The sequence below is a fragment of the Paraburkholderia sp. J94 genome, assembly GCF_905220285.1.
Lineage (GTDB): Bacteria > Pseudomonadota > Gammaproteobacteria > Burkholderiales > Burkholderiaceae > Paraburkholderia > Paraburkholderia tropica_A.
Genome location: NZ_CAJMZH010000004.1, coordinates 462442 through 476166, shown reverse-complemented (window position 1 = coordinate 476166; position 13725 = coordinate 462442). Strand labels below are relative to the sequence as shown.

At 66.9% G+C, this 13725-nt stretch carries 15 protein-coding genes; 9 read left to right on the top strand and 6 right to left on the bottom strand.

All coding sequences use genetic code 11. The features are described from left to right. Positions 1-12 precede the first annotated feature (12 nt). The 6 genes from kdpA to U4Y88_RS10780 all read right to left on the bottom strand — a co-directional run bounded on the left by kdpA (position 13) and on the right by U4Y88_RS10780 (position 4601). On the bottom strand, positions 13-1818 hold the full coding sequence (gene kdpA / locus U4Y88_RS10805) for a potassium-transporting ATPase subunit KdpA (RefSeq protein WP_224016936.1): 1806 nt from the start codon (positions 1816-1818) through the stop codon (positions 13-15). Further along, complete coding sequence (gene kdpF, locus U4Y88_RS10800) at positions 1815-1907, bottom strand: K(+)-transporting ATPase subunit F (RefSeq protein ID WP_224016933.1); 93 nt, start codon at positions 1905-1907, stop codon at positions 1815-1817. Before kdpF ends, kdpA begins: the two co-directional genes overlap by 4 nt. Further along, positions 1904-2029 (bottom strand): potassium ABC transporter ATPase, encoded by a 126-nt coding sequence (locus U4Y88_RS10795; protein WP_224016931.1) that lies wholly within the window; start codon positions 2027-2029, stop codon positions 1904-1906. Before U4Y88_RS10795 ends, kdpF begins: the two co-directional genes overlap by 4 nt. Before the next feature lie 258 nt (positions 2030-2287). Beyond that, a complete protein-coding gene (locus tag U4Y88_RS10790; protein WP_310634080.1) occupies positions 2288-3262 on the bottom strand; it encodes a quinone oxidoreductase in 975 nt (324 codons plus the stop codon). 67 nt (positions 3263-3329) lie between these two features. After that, complete coding sequence (locus U4Y88_RS10785) at positions 3330-3719, bottom strand: methylglyoxal synthase (protein ID WP_224016926.1); 390 nt, start codon at positions 3717-3719, stop codon at positions 3330-3332. 102 nt (positions 3720-3821) lie between these two features. Continuing rightward, positions 3822-4601 carry an SDR family oxidoreductase gene (locus U4Y88_RS10780; protein ID WP_224016924.1) on the bottom strand — a complete coding sequence of 260 codons (780 nt, stop codon included), beginning with the start codon at positions 4599-4601 and terminating at the stop codon, positions 3822-3824. A 354-nt stretch (positions 4602-4955) separates the two neighbouring features. Between U4Y88_RS10780 and upp the strand changes: the two genes are divergently transcribed. The 9 genes from upp to rng all read left to right on the top strand — a co-directional run bounded on the left by upp (position 4956) and on the right by rng (position 13685). After that, positions 4956-5606 (top strand): uracil phosphoribosyltransferase, encoded by a 651-nt coding sequence (gene upp, locus U4Y88_RS10775; protein ID WP_224016921.1) that lies wholly within the window; start codon positions 4956-4958, stop codon positions 5604-5606. A gap of 599 nt (positions 5607-6205) precedes the next feature. Then, entirely contained in the window at positions 6206-6934 is a 729-nt protein-coding gene (locus U4Y88_RS10770) for a YebC/PmpR family DNA-binding transcriptional regulator (RefSeq protein ID WP_224016919.1), read from the top strand. 108 nt (positions 6935-7042) lie between these two features. Continuing rightward, on the top strand, positions 7043-8317 hold the full coding sequence (gene purD / locus U4Y88_RS10765; protein ID WP_224016917.1) for a phosphoribosylamine--glycine ligase: 1275 nt from the start codon (positions 7043-7045) through the stop codon (positions 8315-8317). A gap of 312 nt (positions 8318-8629) precedes the next feature. Continuing rightward, on the top strand, positions 8630-9577 hold the full coding sequence (gene hemF / locus U4Y88_RS10760) for an oxygen-dependent coproporphyrinogen oxidase (RefSeq protein WP_310631983.1): 948 nt from the start codon (positions 8630-8632) through the stop codon (positions 9575-9577). Between the two features lie 4 nt (positions 9578-9581). Continuing rightward, positions 9582-10310 (top strand): nicotinate-nucleotide adenylyltransferase, encoded by a 729-nt coding sequence (locus U4Y88_RS10755; protein ID WP_224016913.1) that lies wholly within the window; start codon positions 9582-9584, stop codon positions 10308-10310. A gap of 2 nt (positions 10311-10312) precedes the next feature. Further along, positions 10313-10783 carry a ribosome silencing factor gene (gene rsfS / locus U4Y88_RS10750; RefSeq protein WP_310631982.1) on the top strand — a complete coding sequence of 157 codons (471 nt, stop codon included), beginning with the start codon at positions 10313-10315 and terminating at the stop codon, positions 10781-10783. A 24-nt stretch (positions 10784-10807) separates the two neighbouring features. Then, positions 10808-11278, top strand: coding sequence for a 23S rRNA (pseudouridine(1915)-N(3))-methyltransferase RlmH (rlmH, locus tag U4Y88_RS10745; protein WP_103701478.1), 471 nt, complete (start codon positions 10808-10810; stop codon positions 11276-11278). Positions 11279-11582: 304 nt separating this feature from the next. Next, positions 11583-12206, top strand: coding sequence for a Maf family protein (locus U4Y88_RS10740; RefSeq protein WP_224016909.1), 624 nt, complete (start codon positions 11583-11585; stop codon positions 12204-12206). Positions 12207-12215: 9 nt separating this feature from the next. After that, a complete protein-coding gene (gene rng, locus U4Y88_RS10735) occupies positions 12216-13685 on the top strand; it encodes a ribonuclease G (RefSeq protein WP_065064480.1) in 1470 nt (489 codons plus the stop codon). Positions 13686-13725 lie beyond the last annotated feature (40 nt).

Here is a 13725-nt window from a genome sequence, read left to right as displayed (position 1 = left end):
AAAGATCCCCGTTCAATGCACGCCGAGCATGATCAGATGCTCGACACCCGGACCGAGCGCGAGCGCCGGCACGTAGGTGAGCGCGCCCACCAGCAGCACGCAGCCGAGCAGCAGCACGACGAACAGCGGGCCATGCGTGGGCAGCGTGCCGCCCGTCACGGCGATGCGCTTCTTGCTCGCGAGCGAACCCGCGATCGCCAGCACCGGCACGATGGTGCCGAAGCGGCCGAACCACATCGCGATGCCGAGCAGCCAGTTGTAGAACGGCGTGTTGACCGACAGGCCCGCGAACGCGCTGCCGTTGTTGTTCGCGGCGGAGCTGAACGCGTAGAGGATTTCGGAGAAACCGTGCGCGCCCGGATTGGCGATGCCGGCCTTGCCCGCGTCGGCGAGCACGGCAATCGAAGTGCCGAGCAGCACCAGCAGCGGCGTGAGCAGAATCACGATCGACACCATCTTCATCTCGAACGATTCGATCTTCTTGCCCACGTATTCGGGCGTGCGGCCGATCATCAGGCCCGCCACGAACACCGCGAGCAAGGCGAACACGAGCATGCCGTACAGACCCGAACCCACGCCGCCGAAGATCACTTCGCCAAGCTGGATAAAGAGCATCGGCACGAGGCCGCCGATCGGCGTGAGCGAGTCGTGCATCGCATTCACCGCGCCGCACGAAGCCGCCGTGGTGGTCACGACGAAGAGGCCCGTCTGCGCGATGCCGAAGCGCGTTTCCTTGCCTTCCATGTTGCCGCCGGCCTGCAACGCGCTCGCCTGCTGATCGACGTTGAGCGACGCGAACATCGGATTGCCGCTTTGTTCCGCGGACAGTTCGACGCCCACCGCCACGGCGAACGCGATCGTCATCACCGCGAGCACCGCCACGCCCTGCCTGCGGTCGGCCACCATGTTGCCGAACACGAGACACAGCGCGGCCGGAATGATCAGGATCGCCAACATTTCGACGAAGTTCGAGAACGGCGTCGGGTTCTCGTACGGATGCGCGGAGTTGGCGTTGAAGAAACCGCCGCCGTTGGTGCCGAGCATCTTGATCGCTTCCTGCGAGGCGACCGGGCCCATCGCGAGCGTCTGCGTCGTCACCTTCGTATCGACGGTGACGGCGTTGCCCTTCGCGTCCTTGACCGGATTGCCCTGCGCGTCGAGCTTCGGCGCGGCGTAGGTCGTGGTTTGCAGCGTCGGCACGTCCTGATACGACTTGAAGTTCTGGATCATGCCCTGGCTCATCAGCAGCGCCGCGATGAGCGCCGCCATCGGCACGAGGATGTAGAGCGTCGTGCGCGTGAGATCGACCCAGAAGTTGCCGATGGTCTGCACCGAATGACGCGCGAACCCGCGTATCAGCGCGACCACCACGACGATGCCGGTGGCCGCCGAAAGGAAGTTCTGCACCGTGAGGCCGAGCATCTGCGTGAGATAGCTCACGGTCTGCTCGGGCGAGTAGTCCTGCCAGTTCGTGTTGGTGACGAAGCTGATGGCGGTGTTGAACGCGCCATCCACGGTCATCGCGCTGAACGCCTGCGGATTGCCCGGCAGCCAGCCCTGGACGCGCAGCAGCACGTAGAGGAAGCCCACGCCCAGCACGTTGAACGAGATCGTGGCGAACGCGTAGCGCTTCCAGTTCATCTCCGCGCTGGCGTCCACGCCCGCGATACGGTAGAGCAGATTTTCCACCGGCGCGAACAGGCGCACGACGCGCGAGCGCCCGTCGAGCACGCGCGTGATATAGCCCGCGACCGGCACTGCGAGCGCCAGCAGCACGACGATGAACAGCCCCATTTGCAGCAGATTGTTGGCGTTCATTCGATATCCTCCGCGCGCAGCAGCGCATGGACGAGATAGACGAACAGCAACAGCGTCGCCGCCCCCGACAACCAGAAAATCCAGTTCATGAGCGCACTCCCTTCACACCCTGATCGGCGCGGCGATACTGCATGAGCTTCTCGCAGCCGGCGATCAATGCATAAATGAGCGCGGCGAAGGCCGCCAGCCCCCCGATATACAGCACATCCATTGTCGTGTTCTCCATTGATGGATGGCGGTAAGGTACGGTTTATCGCGTTAAATCCGGATCAAAGCTTGGGGCGTGCGTATAAAAAACGCGTAAACGCGGGGCGCATCGGTATGCGCATGCGCGCGCACCGGCTTGCAGACAAAGGCGCAGCGGCCGGTGCGGCGAATCGGGCGGGAAGTAAAAGGCAAACAAAAAGGCGCGCATGGCGGGCATGCGCGCCTTGTTTCAGGCTGAATACGCCGGAACTAAACGGCGTCTTTACGGCAGCAGAATCGTCGATCCCGTGGTGCGGCGCGCTTCGAGATCGGTATGCGCCTGGCCCACGTCCTGGAGCGCGTAACGCTGGTTGATCGACGTCTTCACCTTGCCCGACGCGACCACCTCGAACAGCTCGGCCGCCATCGCTTCATAGTCGGCGCGTTTGGCGATATAGGTGAACAAGGTCGGACGCGTGAAGAACAGCGAGCCGCGTCCCGCGAACTCCGACGAATCGATCGGCGGCAGCGGCCCCGACGCATTGCCGAAGCTCACGAACATGCCCAGCGGCGCGAGGCAGTCGAGCGACTTCGTATACGTGTCCTTGCCGATCGAGTCGTAGACCACAGGCACGCCCGCGCCGTTCGTGATCTCGCGCACGCGCGCCGTGAAGTCCTCGCGCGTGTAGACGATCGGGTGATCGCAGCCGTGCGCCTTCGCGATCTCGGCCTTTTCGTCCGAGCCCACGGTGCCGATCACGGTCGCGCCCAGCGCCTTCGCCCACTGGCAGACGATGAGGCCCACGCCGCCCGCCGCCGCCGAGATCAGGATCGTGTCGCCGGCCTTCACGCGATACGTGCGGCGCAGCAGGTATTGCGCGGTCAGGCCTTGCAGCATGAGCGAGGCGGCCTGCTCGTCGCTGATCGAATCGGGCACGCGGATCACCTGGTCGGCGCGCAGCACGCGCTCCTGCGCATACGCGCCCGGCGGACGCGCGACATAGGCGATGCGCTCGCCCACCTTCACGCTCGTCACGCCCGCGCCCACCGCCGTCACCTCGCCCGCCGCTTCCATGCCCAGACCGGCGGGCAGCGGCTGCGGATAGAGACCGGTGCGGAAATACACGTCGATATAGTTGAGTCCGCAGGCGGTCTGCTTCACGCGGATCTCGCCCTCGCCCGGCTCGCCCACTTCGACGTCCACCCACTTCATGACGTCGGGGCCGCCGGCCTTGTCGTATCGGATTGCCTTGCTCATCTCATGTCTCCTTGAGTCGTGCAAAAGTCGGATTCGATCTGTTCAGTCTGCGCGCGCGGCGCACCGCTCAGACCACGTCCTTCATGCGCAGCGTGAGCACGTCGAGAATCATGCGCGCGGTCGAGATGTTGGTCGCGCACGGCACGTCGTGCACGTCGCAGGCGCGCACCAGTGCGTTGATGTCGGGTTCGTGCGGCTGCGGGGTCATCGGGTCGCGCAGGAAGATCACCACGTCGACCTTGCCCTCGGCCAGTTGCGAGCCGATCTGCAGGTCGCCGCCGTGCGGGCCGGACAGCATGCGCTCGACGTTCAGGCCGTGCGCCGCCTCGATGCGGCCGCCGGTCGTGCCGGTGGCGAGCAGCGCGCAACGGCGCAGCGTGTCGACGTATTCGCCGGTCAGCCGGACGATGTCGTCCTTCTTGTGGTCGTGCGCGATCAGCGCGACGCGGGTGGGCATGGCCTTCTGCTCCTTGGTGTTCGTCTTGGGGGTGGTGAAAAAGTCGCTACGGGGTCGATCGGCGGGTCGAACGCGCACGAAGCGCGTTCAGTACGTGCCCGCTCAGTACGTGCCAGGGTAAGCGCCGCCGTCGATCAGCCAGTTCTGTCCGGTGATGTAGCCCGCGTGCACGCTGCACAGGAACGCGCAGGCGCGGCCGAATTCGTCGGGCGTGCCGAAGCGGCCGACCGGAATCGACTTCACGCGGCGCGCGCGCACTTCGTCGAGCGAGAGATTCTGCTTCTGCGACTGGGCGACGATGGTCGCGCGGATGCGGTCGGTGTCGAACGCGCCCGGCAGCAGGTTGTTGATCGTCACGCCGGTGCTCGCGACCTGGCGCGCCACGCCCGCGACGAAGCCCGTGAGCCCCGAGCGCGCGCCGTTCGACAGGCCGAGCACGTCGATCGGCGCCTTCACCGACGAACTCGTGATGTTGACGATGCGCCCGAAACCGCGCGCGCTCATGCCGTCGATGGTGGCCTGGATCAGCGCGATCGGCGTGAGCATGTTCGCCTCGAGCGCGGCGATCCACTGCTCGTGCGTGTAGCTGCGGAAGTCGCCCGCCGGCGGACCGCCCGCATTGTTCACGAGAATATCCGGCGACGGACACGCCGCCAGCGCGGCGGCGCGGCCCGCTTCGGTGGTGATGTCGCAGGCCACGGCCTTGACCTCCACGCCCGTCGCGGCGCGGATCTGCGCGGCGGTTTCCTCGAGCGTCTGTGCCGTGCGCGCGACGATCGTCACGTTCACGCCTTCGGCGGCGAGCGCCTCGGCGCAGCCGCGCCCCAGTCCCTTGCTCGCCGCGCACACCAGCGCGCTGCGTCCTGCGATGCCCATGTCCATCTTCTTGTGTCCTCTTTGCGTGCCTGCATGAACGATCCGTGACGGCGGCATGACGGCAAACCTGCGCCGATGTCCGCGTCCGATTTTTGCGATTCTAGAAGAATCGCGCCGCGCGCGTGGGACGCGGCTTCGATCCGGGGCGTCGGCGGGCGGCTGGCGCGCGCCGTCGGGAACCGTCGGGGGCCGTGCGGCGGCCAGGCGGCGAGCACGCATCGGAGTGACGGCGACCAGGCATTCGCGCGTGATTCCCCGCGCCGTTCCCGTATACTTGCGGCTGTAGCGCGGATGGGCCCCGATCCCCGGATGCCGCCGTCCGCCGCCCCCGATATCCCTTGCAGCCTTGTGCGCCCCGCCATGAAACAGGACAGCCGTTTTCCGAATCTCTTCATCCTCGATCACCCGCTGATCCAGCACAAGCTCACCCACATGCGCGACAAGGACACGTCCACGCGCACGTTCCGCGAGCTGCTGCGCGAAATCACGCTGCTGATGGGCTATGAAATCACGCGCGACCTGCCGGTTGCGTCGCGCCGCGTGCAGACGCCGCTCGTCGAAGTCGACGCGCCGGTGATCGCCGGCAAGAAGCTGGCGATCGTGCCGGTGCTGCGCGCGGGCGTGGGCATGTCCGACGGCCTGCTCGAACTGGTGCCGTCGGCGCGCGTGGGCCATATCGGCGTCTATCGCGCCGACGACCACCGTCCGGTCGAATACCTCGTGCGCCTGCCGGATCTGGAAGACCGCACCTTCATCCTCTGCGATCCGATGGTCGCCACGGGCTACTCGGCGGCGCACGCCATCGACGTGCTCAAGCGCCGCGGCGTGCCCGGCGAGCGCATCCTGTTCCTCGCGCTGGTGGCCGCGCCCGAGGGCGTCGACGTGTTCCAGAAGGCGCACCCGGACGTGAAGCTCTACGTGGCCTCGCTCGATTCGCACCTCGACAGCCACGCGTACATCATCCCGGGTCTCGGCGACGCCGGCGACCGCCTGTTCGGCACCAAGAACTAAGACGCACCCGGGCGGCCGGGCCGGGCGCGCGGGCGGTTGCCGCGCGTCCGGGCCCGACCGTCCTGCCTCGCTTCCCGCCGCACTCCCCGCTGCACTTCCCGCCTGACCCCGTTTCCATCCGCCCTGCCCGGCCCGGCCGATTCCTCACCCGCTCCACCCAGCCAGCCGATCACGACCCGCGCGACGCGCGCAATCGCAGCGACGGGCGAAGCCGACGGGTCCCGCCGTGATAAAATTCAGATCCACCTGACGGTCGCGACGGTCCGAAGCACGGCCGGTCCCGCACGCGGCGCCACCTGCGACGGAACCGATGCCAGCCCGATGCGCCCCAGCGCGCGCACCGGAAGCCGGTCCCGCACGCGTGAGCCGTGCACGCCGGACGCCTCGAACGCGTTGAACCGGACGATCGGAAACGATCGGCGCCTCGGCGCCAGCCACCCAGGGCGGACAAGACACTCAAGGGCACACCGGCCACGCCGCTCGACAGCGCGAGCCCGCGCCCGGCAATCGTATTGAGCATTGAGCACTGCGGCATCGACACGCAGCAACGACAACTGCACTAGCACCATGCACGCGCGGAGCGTGCGACGGAGAAAGGTATGGCGGGTCATTCGAAATGGGCCAACATCAAACACAAGAAAGCCGCGGCTGACGCCAAGCGCGGCAAGGTCTGGACGCGGCTCATCAAGGAAATCCAGGTGGCGGCGCGCATGGGCGGGGGCGAAATCGACTCGAACCCGCGTCTGCGTCTGGCCGTCGACAAGGCCTATGACGCGAACATGCCCAAGGACAACATCAACCGCGCGATCCAGCGCGGCGTGGGTGGCGTCGACGGCGCGAACTACGAAGAAATCCGCTACGAAGGCTACGGCATCGGCGGCGCGGCGGTCATCGTCGACACCATGACCGACAACCGCACCCGCACGGTCGCGGAAGTGCGCCACGCGTTCTCGAAGTTCGGCGGCAACATGGGCACGGACGGCTCGGTGTCGTTCATGTTCGATCACATCGGCCAGTTCGTGTTCGCGCCGGGCACGCCCGAAGACAAGCTGATGGACGCCGCGCTCGAAGCGGGCGCCGACGACGTCGTGACGAACGACGACGGCAGTATCGAAGTGGTCTGCCCGCCGAACGACTTCCAGAAGGTCAAGGACGCGCTGGAAGCCGCGGGCTTCAAGGCCGAAGTGGCCGAAGTCACGATGAAGCCGCAGACCGAAGTCGAGTTCACCGGCGACGACGCCGTGAAGATGCAGAAGCTGCTCGACGCGCTCGAAAACCTGGACGACGTCCAGGAGGTGTACACCAACGCGTCGATCGCCGACGAATAACGGCATCGGCGCGGGCGCGGGCAGCCCCGCGCCCTCACGCGAATTCCACGGCTGGCGCAGGTCGCGCCAGCCGCAACTGTTTCTGGTTCTGGTCTTTCGGGGATTTACATGAAGTTACTCGTCGTCGGTTCTGGCGGCCGCGAACATGCGCTGGCGTGGAAACTCGCCCAGTCGCCGCGCGTGCAGCTCGTCTACGTCGCACCGGGCAACGGCGGCACCGCGCAGGACGAGCGGCTCGCCAATGTCGACATCACGGACATCAACGAGCTTGCCGATTTCGCCGAGCGCGAACAGGTGGCGCTCACCGTGGTCGGCCCGGAAGCACCGCTCGCCGCGGGCATCGTCAACGTGTTCCGCTCGCGCGGTCTGAAGGTGTTCGGCCCGAGCAAGGAAGCCGCTCAGCTCGAAAGCTCGAAGGACTTCGCGAAGGCGTTCATGAAGCGCCACAACATTCCGACCGCCGCGTACGAGACCTTCGCCGACGCGACGGCCGCGCACGCCTACGTCGACCAGCACGGCGCGCCCATCGTCATCAAGGCCGACGGCCTCGCCGCGGGCAAGGGCGTGGTCGTGGCGATGTCGCTGGAAGAAGCGCATCAGGCGATCGATTCGATGCTCGCCGACAACAAGCTCGGCGACGCCGGCGCGCGCGTCGTGATCGAGGAATTCCTCGCGGGCGAGGAAGCGAGCTTCATCGTCATGGTCGACGGCAAGCACGTGCTGGCGCTGGCGTCGAGCCAGGACCACAAACGTCTGCAGGACGGCGATCAGGGCCCGAACACGGGCGGCATGGGCGCCTACTCGCCCGCGCCGATCGTCACGCCGCAGCTGCACGCACGCGTGATGCGCGAAATCATCCTGCCGACCGTGGCGGGCATGGAGAAGGAAGGCATCCGTTACACGGGCTTCCTGTACGCCGGTCTGATGATCGACGCGCAAGGCAACCCGAAGACGCTCGAATTCAACTGCCGCATGGGCGACCCGGAAACGCAGCCGATCATGGCGCGCCTGAAGGGCGACTTCTCGAAGGTCGTCGAGCACGCCATCGCCGGCACGCTCAATCAGGTCGAGCTGGAATGGGACCGCCGCACCGCGCTCGGCGTGGTGCTGGCCGCGTACAACTACCCGGAAACGCCGCGCAAGGGCGATCGCATCAGCGAAATCCCGGCGGAAACCGACGACTCGGTCACCTTCCACGCGGGCACGCAGCTCGTCGACGGCAAGCTGGTGACGGCGGGCGGCCGGGTGCTGTGCGTGGTCGGCCTCGCCGACTCGGTGCGCAGCGCGCAGAACGTGGCCTACGAGACGGTGAACCGCATCTCGTTCGACGGCATGCAGTATCGCCACGACATCGGCTACCGCGCCGCAGGGCGCAAGCAGTAAGGCAGCATGCGCGGCGCGCGGGCCACGGCTCGCGCACCGCGTCTCGACGGCGGGCGCCTTGCGGCGCCCGTGCGCTATCTGGCCCTTTCGTGCCGCCGCGCCTGTCGCCCCGTCGGCCCCGCCGTTTCGACGTCCGTTGCCTCTTCGCCTGTGGCGTCGGCGCGGACGGGCCTCGAAGCCAGGCGGCGGCGGCGCTACACTGCCGCTTATCGGCGGCCCCGCCCTGGCGGCTTGGCCAACGCAGCGCCCAGACACCCGCGCGGCATGGCGCGGCACCGTCCGGCCTCAGGCCGGCACCACCCTTCAGCACCGATGAACGAACCGATTCAGACTGGCCAGACCGGCGCCACGCCCGATAGCGCGGCAGTACGCGCCTGGCTCGCGGGCCTGCAGACGCAGATCGCCGACACGCTCGGCGCCTTCGACGGCACGCCCTTCGCGACCGACGCCTGGCAGCGCGCGCCCGGCGAAAAGCTGCGCGGCGGCGGCTGCACGCGCATCATCGAGAACGGCCAGTTCTTCGAGCGCGGCGGCATCGGCTTCTCGGACGTGCAAGGCGACGCCCTGCCGCCCTCGGCCACGGCGGCGCGCTCGCAGCTCGCCGGACGCGGTTTCGAGGCGATGGGCGTCTCGCTCGTGCTGCATCCGCGCAATCCGTACTGCCCGACCGTGCACATGAACGTGCGCCTGCTGATGGCCACCAAGCCCGGCGAAGCGCCTGTGTTCTGGTTCGGCGGCGGCATGGATCTGACACCGTATTACGGCTTCGAGGAAGACGCGCAGCATTTCCACCGCGTCTGCCGCGACGCGCTCGCGCCCTACGGCGCGGATCTGTATCCGCGCTTCAAGCAGTGGTGCGACGAGTACTTCTTCCTGAAGCACCGCAACGAAGCGCGCGGCGTGGGCGGCATTTTCTTCGACGACTACGCCGAAGGCGGCTTCGAGCAGGCGTTCGCGATGCTCAAGAGCGTCGGCGAAGGCTTTCTGAAGGCGTATCTGCCGATCATCGAAAAACGCCGCGCCCTGCCCTACGGCGAGGCCGAGCGCGAATTCCAGGCGTACCGGCGCGGCCGCTATGTCGAATTCAACCTCGTCTGGGACCGCGGCACGCATTTCGGCCTGCAAAGCGGCGGCCGCACCGAATCGATCCTGATGTCGATGCCGCCCAGCGCAAGCTGGCGCTACGACTGGGAGCCGGAAGCGGGCACGCCCGAAGCGCGCCTCTACACCGACTTCCTGCCCGTGCGCGACTGGATCTGACACCGTGACGCAAGCGTTCATCGCCCCGGCCCACGCGCTCGCACGGCGCGTCGGCCTGCTCGGCGGCACCTTCGACCCGATCCACGCGGGCCATCTGGCGCTCGCGCGCCATTTCGCGCGCGTGCTCGGCCTGACCGAGCTGATCCTGCTGCCAGCGGGCCAGCCGTGGCAAAAGCCCGGCGTGACGCCCGCCGAGCACCGGCTCGCGATGACGCGCGCCGCCGCCGCCACGCTCGCGCTGCCGGGCGTGACGGTCACGGTCGACACCGACGAGATCGAGCACGACGGCCCGACCTACACGGTCGAAACGCTGCGCCGCTGGCGTGCGAAGTCCGACGCGAACGGCGTCAGCAATACACAGGCCGCGCTCACGCTGCTGATGGGCGCGGATCAACTGCTGCATCTGGATTCGTGGCACGAATGGCGCGAGCTGTTCGCGCTCGCGCATCTGGGCGTGGCGAGCCGTCCCGGCTTCGATTTTGCGGCGCTGCCCGCCGACGTGGCCGCCGAAGTGGCCGCGCGCCGCGCCGGCGCAGCCACGCTCGCGAGCACGCCGAACGGCCATCTGCTGATCGACGACACGCTCGCACTCGACGTCTCGGCGACCGAAATCCGGCGCGATATCGCCGCCTGCGTGGCGGCGCGGCAACGCGCCGGCGACATCGCCGAAAAGATTCCCGCGCCAGTGTGGGACTATATTCTTCAACATCATTTGTACAGGCACCACGGGTAAATATGGACATCCGCAAACTTCAGCGCACCATCATCGACGCTCTCGAAGACGTCAAGGCACAAGACATTCGCGTCTTCAACACGAGCCATCTGACCGAGCTGTTCGATCGCGTGGTCGTGGCGAGCGGCACGTCGAACCGACAGACCAAGGCACTCGCTTCGAGCGTGCGCGAGAAGGTCAAGGAAGCCGGCGGCGACATCGTCAGCACGGAAGGCGAAGAAACCGGCGAATGGGTGCTCGTGGATTGCGGCGACGCGATCGTCCACATCCTGCAACCGGCGCTGCGCCAGTACTACAACCTCGAGGAAATCTGGGGCGACAAGCCGGTGCGCGTGAAGCTCGGGACCAACACGGGCTTCGTGGGCGCGCGTCCGAGCGAGCCGATGGACGACGAGGACGAAGACGAAATCGAAGCGCCGGTCGCCGCGAAGAAGACCGCGCGCAAGACGGTCGCCCGCAAGAGCGCGAAGTAAGCGCGGCGCGCCGAACACCGCACGATGAAACTGCATATCGTCGCCGTCGGCCACAAGATGCCGGACTGGATTGCCGAGGGCTTCGAGGAATACACGAAGCGCATGCCGCCCGAGCTGCGCATCGAGTTGCGCGAGGTGAAGCCCGAGCAGCGCTCGTCGGGCCGCTCCGCCGAAAGCGTGATGGCCGCCGAGCGCACGCGCATCGAGGCGGCGCTGCCGAAGAACGCGCGCATCGTCGCGCTCGACGAACGCGGCAAGGACTGGACCACGATGCAGCTTGCGCAGGCGCTGCCCGGCTGGCAGCAGGACGGCCGCGACGTGGCCTTCCTGATCGGCGGCGCGGACGGGCTCGATCCGCAGCTCAAGGCGCGCGCCGACACGCTGCTGCGCCTGTCCTCCCTCACCCTGCCGCACGCGATGGTGCGCGTGCTGCTCGCCGAGCAGCTTTACCGCGCGTGGACCATCACGCAGAATCACCCCTATCATCGCGTTTGAAACCCGTTTAATACGCGCTTGAAACCCGCCTGAAACCCGCCTGATATCCGATTGATGCTGGCTTGATGGCCGATTGACCGCTGCTTCGATGGCCGCCAGCCGGTCATCATGGCTGGCGCAATGCAGGCTCGAAGCAGGCACAATCGGGAACTCATGCGGGAACTCATGCGGGAACCAACGCGTAAGCGAACGCGGGAGCCCATGCGGATGCCGAAGCGCGCCCGTCGTGCCCCCGCGCGATGCCGCACGCATCGACGCCGCAACGCCTGCTCCCACCCGAACTCCGCCCCGTGAAGACGCCCCGATGACCACCACCGCGACTTATCCGTTCGTCTATCTCGCCTCGCAGAGCCCGCGCCGCCAGGAGCTGCTGCAACAGCTCGGCGTGCGTTTCGAATTGCTGCTGCCGCGTCCCGACGAAGACGCCGAAGCGCTCGAAGCCGTGCTGCCCGGCGAAAGCGCCGCCGTCTACGTCGAGCGCGTGTGCGCCGCGAAAGCCGACGCCGCGCGCGCCCGGCTCGTGGCGGGCGCGCATGCGCACGCGCCGATCCTGACCGCCGACACGACCGTCAGCATCGACGGCCATATCCTCGGCAAGCCGCACGACGCCGCCGACGCCTACGCGATGCTCGAACGCCTCGCAGGCCGCGAGCACGAAGTGCTCACCGCCGTGGCCGTGGTCAACGCGGAAGGCGTGTGCCTGCCCGTCGCGGTCTCGCGTTCGCATGTGCGTTTCGCAGCCGCCCTGCCCGCCGCGATCGCCCACTATGTGGCGAGCGGCGAGCCGTTCGGCAAGGCCGGCGCCTACGGCATTCAGGGCCGCGCGGCCGAATTTGTCGAGCGAATCGACGGTTCCTATTCGGGTATCATGGGTTTGCCTCTGTTCGAAACGGCCGCCCTCCTGCGCGCCGCGAGCATCGACTTTTAAACAACAATCATGAACGAAGAAATCCTGATCAACATTACGCCACAGGAGACGCGCGTCGCGCTGGTCCAGCAGGGCGCAGTACAGGAGCTTCACGTCGAGCGCACGCTGTCGCGCGGGCGCGTCGGCAATGTCTATCTCGGCAAGGTCGTGCGCGTGCTGCCCGGCATGCAGTCGGCCTTTATCGACATCGGTCTGGAGCGCGCCGCGTTTCTGCACGTGGCCGATATCTGGCATCCGCGCATCGCCGGTGAAACGCATTCGAGCGCGCATCATCAGCCAATCGAAAAGACCGTGTTCGAAGGTCAGACGCTGATGGTGCAGGTCGTGAAGGATCCGATCGGCACCAAGGGCGCGCGCCTCTCGACGCAAGTGAGCATCGCGGGCCGCACGCTCGTCTATCTGCCGCAGGAGCCGCATATCGGCATCTCGCAGAAGATCGAGAGCGAAGCCGAACGCGAAGCCGTGCGCGCGCGCCTCACGGCCGTGCTGCCCGCCGACGAGAAAGGCGGCTACATCGTGCGCACGATCGCCGAAGACGCCACGAGTGAAGAACTGGCCGCCGACGTCGCCTATCTGCGCAAGACGTGGGCGACCATTCTCGCGCAAGGGCAGCGCCTGCCCGCCACGAGCCTGCTCTATCAGGACCTGAACCTCGGCCAGCGCGTGCTGCGCGACTTCGTCAACGACGAGACCACGCGCATCCAGGTCGATTCGCGCGAGACCTTCCAGAAGCTCAGCGAATTCGCGGGCGAGTTCACGCCGGCCGTGCTGCCGAAGCTGCATCACTACACGGGCGAGCGTCCGCTGTTCGACCTCTACAACATCGAGGCCGAAATCCAGCGTGCGCTGTCGCGCCGCGTGGACCTGAAGTCGGGCGGCTACCTCGTGATCGACCAGACCGAGGCGATGACGACGATCGACGTGAACACGGGCGGTTACGTGGGCGCGCGCAACTTCGACGACACGATCTTCAAGACCAATCTCGAAGCAGCGCACACGATCGCGCGGCAACTGCGCCTGCGCAATCTGGGCGGCGTGATCATCATCGACTTCATCGACATGGAGAACCTGGAGCATCGCGACCAGGTGCTCGGCGAACTCAAGAAGGCGCTCGCGCGCGACCGCACGCGCGTGACCGTGAATGGGTTCTCGCAACTCGGTCTCGTGGAAATGACGCGCAAGCGCACGCGCGAATCGCTCGCGCATGTGCTGTGCGAGCCGTGCCCCACGTGTCTGGGCAAGGGTCAGGTGAAGACGTCGCGCACGGTGTGCTACGACGTGCTGCGTGAAATCCTGCGCGAGTCGCGTCAGTTCAATCCGCGCGAGTTCCGCGTGGTGGCGTCGCAGCAGGTGATCGACCTGTTCCTCGAAGAAGAGTCGCAGCATCTCGCGATGCTGATCGATTTCATCGGCAAGCCGGTGTCGTTGCAGGTGGAATCGAATTTGAGTCAGGAACAGTACGATATCGTGCTGATGTAGCCGCAGCGCAGCACGCAGTCATCGCATCACCGGAGCACCG